The organism is Phocaeicola sp. RTP21198st1_B8_RTP21198_201120, from assembly GCF_040929485.1.
Taxonomy (GTDB): domain Bacteria; phylum Bacteroidota; class Bacteroidia; order Bacteroidales; family Bacteroidaceae; genus Phocaeicola; species Phocaeicola dorei.
Genome location: NZ_JBCOCI010000331.1, coordinates 1 through 1,470 on the forward strand (window position 1 = coordinate 1; position 1,470 = coordinate 1,470).

Genomic DNA, 1,470 nt, shown 5'->3' on the forward strand with positions numbered 1-1,470 from the left:
TAAGTAGTGATAGGTATAAAGTTTAAGAGATAGTTCAAACTTCCCTCAATAGAGATAAAAGAATGACTCTCCTTTTTCAGGCTATATTATACAGATTATAACAATTTTCTCATGTATAGTAACAAGTAATTTAAGTATAAATTAAGTACGTATGGAAGGTCGGGTAATGATACAGAATGATTGTAATTGGAAAGGGATGTCTTGGGATGAATTAAAACAAAGGCTTACCGATGATCCGGAGTATAAGGCAAATATCGAACTGGCACGCCGTGTAGTAAACAACTATGAAGTAGTGGTTAACTATTATCTGGGTCCGATGTGTACAAAAATTGTGGAAAGGATTAATAAGATTATGGGAGAGAATTCATATACGGACTACTACCTATTCTTATCTTATCCAATAGTTGATACAGATAATGGTCCAAAGCCCGAATGGCATCGTGTATCTCTTTATGATGCCAAGGATTGCAAATTGCAGACTTATACTTCTACTATAGCATGCCGATATTTTTATAAATTGGCAAATAAGGAAAAAATGAGAAAAAATCAAGAAGATGAATTATTCGAATATAAAGATTATGAGTCTCTATTGTTATGTGATCAAGTAGAAGAAGAGGGTGAAAGTATAACTCAAATTCGCATGAGAAAAGCATTTGCACAGCTGAGCGAGCGTGATAAGTTGGTTTTGACATATCTTGTTATAGCAAAGATGCCGGCTATCGAAGCATATCCGATGGTTGAGAGGATGATTCATCCTATTGCAAAAGATGGGATGACAAGCGACCAAGTCAAATTAAATTGGACAGTCAAGCAACGCCAAGATGCAATGTCTTTGATGAAAGGATATGCATTGAAGCATCTACTTATTAAGTATAATGAACAAAAAAAGCAAGAAAAATGAAACGTATTGATGATATTATTTTTAATAAATTCGTGTGCAATACTCTTTCTCAATCAGATATGGTTGAAGTAGAGAAGCAACTCATTGAAAGCAAAGAAATACCTGCATCTCTTCATGCTTCTATCCTTAATTATGAAATGAATACGGAAGAAGCTAGTGAGATGCTTGGTGTGAACGAAGAGCAGTCTGATTTTATAAATCAAGAAAAAAATATGGTGGATGAGGATAGAAAAGAGGAGAGCGATGACTCTATAGAGGTACAAGATGAAATAATAACATTTAAAAACAGTACTAATATGAATATCAATCTTACAAAAGAAGAAGCACTGAAAGTTCAGGAGCTCTCCACAGTTTACAACGAGTTTGAAAATTCGGAATTGAATATTGACGAAAATCTTGTTAACTTCTATCTAGCACAGCGTTCGGGTACCTTTGCAGAGGATGCACATGAAGTCATAGCAGGTATTCGAAAAGGTGTTGAGACTTTCAATGCCAACCTTACCGCAGCACTTAAAGATGGTGATATAGACTACATATCGCAGTTGAAAGAATTGGGGCAGGATCTTACT

General features: G+C 35.0%; 2 protein-coding genes. Both read left to right on the forward strand.

The features are described from left to right. Positions 1 to 166 precede the first annotated feature (166 nt). Entirely contained in the window at positions 167 to 901 is a 735-nt protein-coding gene (locus tag AB5935_RS25965) for a hypothetical protein (protein WP_368327868.1), read from the forward strand. Continuing rightward, positions 898 to 1,470: hypothetical protein (locus tag AB5935_RS25970; protein WP_368327869.1), on the forward strand; the 573-nt coding region annotated here is incomplete at its 3' end. The genes AB5935_RS25965 and AB5935_RS25970, both read left to right, overlap by 4 nt.